At 71.1% G+C, this 5570-nt stretch carries 4 protein-coding genes; 2 read left to right on the top strand and 2 right to left on the bottom strand.

Going from position 1 to position 5570, the window contains the following annotated elements; genetic code table 11:
• Together IEZ12_RS39445 and IEZ12_RS31545 are read right to left on the bottom strand one after the other, a co-directional pair.
• Positions 1-805: extracellular solute-binding protein (locus IEZ12_RS39445; RefSeq protein ID WP_229848394.1), on the bottom strand; the 805-nt coding region annotated here is incomplete at its 3' end.
• Positions 806-948: 143 nt separating this feature from the next.
• The gene (locus tag IEZ12_RS31545; protein WP_373295551.1) at positions 949-2139 is read right to left on the bottom strand and encodes an ROK family transcriptional regulator; all 1191 of its coding nucleotides are present in this window, start codon (positions 2137-2139) and stop codon (positions 949-951) included.
• A gap of 304 nt (positions 2140-2443) precedes the next feature.
• Between IEZ12_RS31545 and IEZ12_RS31540 the strand changes: the two genes are divergently transcribed.
• On the top strand, positions 2444-5077 hold the full coding sequence (locus IEZ12_RS31540) for a SpaA isopeptide-forming pilin-related protein (RefSeq protein WP_229848393.1): 2634 nt from the start codon (positions 2444-2446) through the stop codon (positions 5075-5077).
• Between the two features lie 274 nt (positions 5078-5351).
• On the top strand, positions 5352-5570 hold a 219-nt coding region (locus IEZ12_RS31535), incomplete at its 3' end, for a hypothetical protein (RefSeq protein WP_189276938.1).

The following is a 5570-nucleotide window of genomic DNA, read 5'->3' as shown; positions in this document are numbered from 1 at the left end:
TCTCCAGCTTCTCGAACCCGCCGAGCCGGTCGACGAGTTGCTTCTGCCAGGTCAGCGCGGCAGCCACGGTCGGGTCGGTGGCCACGCTGGACCGGCCGTCCGGGCCGAAGTAGCCGGAGCCGTACTGGCCCAGGTAGTGCGCGATCGGCGTCTCGTAGCCGTGGTAGTTCGGCATGAAGCCGAGCTGCTTGAACGAGTCGCCGTCCGGGACCGTCAACTTGACGGCGTCCTCGGCGAATTCGCTGAACGTCTTCGGCGGGCCGCTGATCCCGGCCCGGGCGAACGCGGTCTTGTTCCAGTACAGGCCGTAGGCGTCGCCGAGCAGCGGCAGCGTGCACTGGTTGCCCTGGTACTGGCTGTACTGGAGCATCGCCTGCGGGAAGGTCTTCGCCGGGTCGATGTTGTCCTTCTTCATCAGCGGCCCGAGGTCCGCGAACACCTGCGAGGAGCAGAACTTGCCGACGTTGTCGGTGCTGAACGAGGACACCACGTCCGGCGCGTCCGGGCCGCCGGCCCGCAGCGCCTGCTCGCTCTTCTCGTCGGAGATGTTCTCCCGCACCTTGACGTGGATGTTCGGGTGCAGCTTCTCGAAGGCGGCGACGTTGTCGTTGATCGCCTTCATCTCGGAGTCCTGGTTCCAGCCGTGCCAGAAGGTGATCGTCACGTCCTGTCCGGCCGCCGAACCGTCCTCCGCGCCGTCGGAGTTGGTGCCGGTGCAGGCGGAGGCCAGGACGGCCGTGCAGAGCGCGGCGGCGAGCGCGGCCAGCGGGCGGCGGACGAGTGGGGAGCTGCGGGTGGTGTCCACGGATGGCACTCCTGACGGGGGTACGGACGCAGGCCGGTGGGGCCCGGCGCCCGTGCGGGGTGAGGGGAGAGCGGGAACGTGCGGATCGGACGTGCGTGCGGCTCGGACCCGCTCGGACGGGTCGGGCCGGTGTGCTGCCCGGTTCAGCGGGTGCTGAACAGGGCGTCCCGGCTGCTGGCCAGCGCGCGCTGCAGCGCACCGGCCAGGACGGGCGAACCGGGGAGGGCGGACAGCCGGACCTCCGGCCGGGGGATCGACATCCGGCCCAGCGCCTGCTGGACCAGCTCCCGCAGGCGCTCGCCGCCGGCGGTCGGCGTGCCCCCGGAGAGCACCACCAGTTCCGGGTCGACCACCGAGGCGATCACCGCCAGCCCGACCGCCAGCCGCTCGGCCAGCTCCGCCAGGAAGGCCTCCCCCTCGGGGGCGTCCAGGGCCGCGGCCACCGCCTGCGCCGCGTCGGCGCCGCGCAGCCCGTGCGCCCGGGCCAGCGCCAGCACCGCCGGCTCGCCGGCCAGGTCCTGGAACCCGCCGGAGTGCTTCCGGCGGGAGTTCAACGACACCGGCGCGCCCGGCACCGGCATGTAGCCGACCTCGCCCGCGCCGCCGGTGAAGCCGCGGTGCAGCCGGCCGGCCAGCACGATCGCCGCGCCGATGCCCTCCTCGGCCCACAGCAGCACGAAGTCCTCGCACCCGGCCGCCGCGCCCACGGACTGCTCCGCCACCGCGGCCAGGTTCACGTCGTTCTCGATCGACACCGGCGCGCCGATCGCCGTCGCCAACTCCTCCAGCAGGCGAGGCGAGTGCCAGCCCGGCAGGTGCGAGGCGTACCGCAGCTTGCCGGTCACCGGGTCCGGCGCGCCGCCGATCCCTATCACCGCCTCGCGCAGCGAACCCGCCGGGAGCTGCGCGCGGCGCACCGTCTCGGCGACCGCCTCCGCGACCCGCTCCACCGTCGTCGCCGCCGGCCACCCCTTGCAGGACACCTGGTGCTCGGCCAGCGTCACCCCGGTGATGTCGGCCACCGCGACCCGCACCGTCGTGCTGGTCACGTCCAGCCCCGCGACGTACCCGGCGGCCGGATTCACCTGGTACAGCTGCGCGTTGGGCCCCGGCCCGCCCGCGGTCGTCCCCACCGGCACCACCAGGCCCGCGGCTTCCAGCCGGGCCAGCAGCTGGGACGCGGTCGGCTTCGACAGCCCGGTCAGACTCCCGATCTGGGTGCGGGACAATGGGCCGTTGGCGAGCAGCAGTTCCAGCGCGGCACGGTCGTTTATGGCCCGGAGCAGACTGGGCGTGCCGGCCTGCGGGGAACGGGGACTCTTCTGGGTGGTCACGGGCCCGATCATCCTCCATCCGGTGACACCGACGCGGCCAACTGTTAGGAAAGTTTCCAATCGCCGGGGCGCGATGTCAACGGTCGGATGCGTGTTCGTTACCGGAGTGTCGGCAGAGGTGCGCGGAGCAACCGTGGAAACCGGTATCTGACGGAGCGTCAGTCAGCTTGTCAACAAAGCGCGTTACTCCTTTGTGGGGAAAGTGGAGGGTGCTGTTCCGAAGCCCGGCCGCCGCCGCTAACCTCCGACTCATCGTGTGCCCACTCCGGGGGGAGCGGGCGCCGACAAGAAGGAGGGGAGGAACGTGCAACTCAGGAAGAGCGGTTGTCGACGCTCCGCCGCGCTGGCGGCGTTACTCGCGGCAGGGATCGCCACCGGCCCGGCCGTCTCCGCGCCGGCCGCCACGGCGGACGGTTCGGTGACGGTGCGGGTGGTCCGCGCGGTGGACGAGAGCGGGACGTACAGCCCGGTGCTGAATCCCGGCATGGCCGGGGTGACGGTGACGTTGACCGGCGAGGACGGTGCGGTGCGGACGGCGGTGACGGCGGCCGACGGCACGGTGACGCTGAAGCCCGCCAAGGCGACCGCGAGCGGCAAGTACCGCGTCGACGTGGTGAATCCGAAGCCGGGCGTGCTGTTCCCGGCCTTCGCCGCCCGTGAGGGCCTGGCCGGTGCGCCGGACAAGCTGAGCAGCAGCACGGAGTTCGTCGACCTGTCGGCGGGCAAGCAGGCCACGCTCACCACCGGCCTGTGGAACCCGGCCGACTACTGCCAGCAGAACGCCCCGCTGGCGACGGCCTGCCAGCCCTCGGTCACCGACCCGGCGACCAAGCGGACGCTGCTCACCTTCCCGTACCAGGCCCGTGGCGTGAACCAGGACGTCACCGACGTCGGCACCGCCGGTGACACCGGCAACGTCTTCGGCATCGCCTGGAACCGCGAGGACCGGCGGCTGTTCAGCTCGGCCCAGGCCAAGCGCGACGCGCCGTACGGCCCCGGCGGACCGGGCGCGATCTACGTCACCGACCCGACGACGAAGGCGACTTCACTGTTCGTTACCGTGCCGGACGCGGGCAGCACGGCCCACACTCCCGGCGGTGACGTCGGCTTCTTTGCCGCAGCGGGCAAGGAGAGCCTGGGCGGTCTGAAGCTCTCCGAGGACAGCCGCGACATGTACGTGGTCAACCTCAACAACCGCAAGCTGTACCGCTACGACGCGACGGCGAAGACGGTGGAGAAGCCCAAGGCCGTCTACCCGATCCCGACGCCGAACTGTCCGTCTGCGGACGACTGGCGGCCGTTCGGCCTCGGCATGCAGGACGGCGTCGGGTACGTCGGCGGCGTCTGCTCCGGCCAGTCCACCCAGAAGCTCGGCGACCTGCGGGCGATCGTCCTGCCGTTCGACCCGGCCACCGGCAAGTTCAGTGCCGCCGTGCTCGACCAGCCGCTGGACTACCGCGGTGCGGCCCCGAGCACCTGCAGCGGCTACTACTGGTACCCGTGGAAGGACAGCAAGCCGACCGACGGCGCCTGCTGGTTCTACGGCCAGCCCGAGCTCGGCGAGGTCGGCTTCGAGACGGACGGCTCCATGCTGCTGTCCTTCCGCGACCGCTATAGCGACCAGGCCAGCGGCACCATGGGCGCCGACTACGTGTTCGCGATCGCCTCCGCCGATCTCAACAAGGCCTGCAAGTCCGGCGACGCCTACGTGATGGACGTCAACCTCGGCTGCGGGATCACCACCCGCGGCAAGGGCTTCTTCGACACCCGCCGCGTCGGCGACGTGCACGCCTACGCCACCTACGCGGGCCTGGCCCTGTCCAAGGTGGAGTCGTCCATCGCCACCTCCGGCTACGACGTGTTCAACCACGCGTACACGGCCGGCACCATGTTCACCCTCCGCAACGGTGCGCAGGACCCGGGCTTCGGCAACGAACTGTCCACCGAGAACTCGCGGTTCGGCAAGGGCGCGGCGATGGCCGACCTCGAAGTGCTCTGCGACAAGGCGCCGCTGCAGATCGGCAACCGGGTCTGGTACGACCCGGAGCACTCCGGCCTCCAACTGCCGCAGCAGAAGCCGGTCGTGGGCGCGACGGTCAACCTGTATGACGCCGACGGCAAGAAGGTCGGCACGGCGAAGACCACCGCGCGCGGTGAGTACTACTTCGACGACACCAACGTCACTGGTGGGCTCAAGCCGAAGACCGCGTACACGATCCGCCTGGACAACCCGGCGGACTACGCGAAGGGCGGCCCGCTGTACCACTGGGTCCCGACGAAGGCGAACGTCGGCGACGACCGTCTGATCGACTCCGACGGCACCGTCCCGAAGGGCGGCACCTACGTCGAACGGGCGCTCACCACGGGCGGCCCGGGTCAGAACGACCACAGCTTCGACTTCGGGTTCAGCCAGCAGCAGGGCGCGCTGCGCCTGGTCAAGCACGACCAGGACGGCAAGCCGCTGCCGGGCGCGGTCTTCCAGCTGTGGCGCGAGACAAGCAAGACCGACGGCCTCCAGACCGACGGCGACAAGGCGGACACCAAGGTCGGCGAGCCCTGCACCACGGCCGACGACGGCACCTGCACCGCCCCCGCCGTCGACAAGGGCACGTACTACTGGCAGGAGGTCACCCAGCCCAAGGGCTACCAGACCCCCGAACAGCCCGTCCTGGGACCGGTCGTGCTGGACGACGAGCACTTGGAGGACGGCGTCACCACGACCGCCGTCAACAAGCTGATCCCGCCGCCGCCCACCACCCCGGCCCCGACCTCGCCGGCCACGCCGAGGCCCACCCAGGCCCCGACGCAGCCGTCGGGCGGCCTGGCCTTCACCGGCATGGACGACACCGCGCTGACCTGGACCGTGGTCGGCGGAGCGGTCCTGCTGGTGGTCGGCACCGGAATCCTGATCGTCGCCCGGAAGCGCCGCACCGACTGACGCCCGAGCACCGACGTACGGCCGAGGGGCCCCGGGGCAATTTCCCGGGGCCCTTTCGTCGGGTCGGCGGTGGCGAGCGTGCTGTTCGTGGGCCTACGAGCGGTAGCTTTCCGGCATGGCGCCCAGGCTGCTGAGTAAGCGTCAGTCGCGAAAGTTCGTAAGGCCGTTGCGGAAGTGGAGGACCAAGTTCCGTGGTCCGCCCGGGTGCCGCTAACCTTCCGTCACATCGTGCGTCTCCTCGGGGGAGTGGGCGCCGACCACAGGAGGGGAGAACGTGCAACACAAGAGAAGCGGTTACCGGCGTCCTGCCGCGCTGGCCGCTCTGCTGGCGGCAGGGATCGCCACCGGCCCGGCGGTCTCGGCGCCGGCTGCCACGGCGGACGGCTCGGTGACGGTGCGGGTGGTTCGCGCCGTGGACGAGAGCGGGACGTACAACCTGGTCCTGAATCCGGGGATGGCCGGGGTGACCGTCACGCTGACCGGCGAGGACGGC

It is taken from the genome of Kitasatospora griseola (assembly GCF_014648555.1).
GTDB lineage: Bacteria > Actinomycetota > Actinomycetes > Streptomycetales > Streptomycetaceae > Kitasatospora > Kitasatospora griseola.
This window is presented reverse-complemented; position numbering and strand designations above follow the sequence as displayed.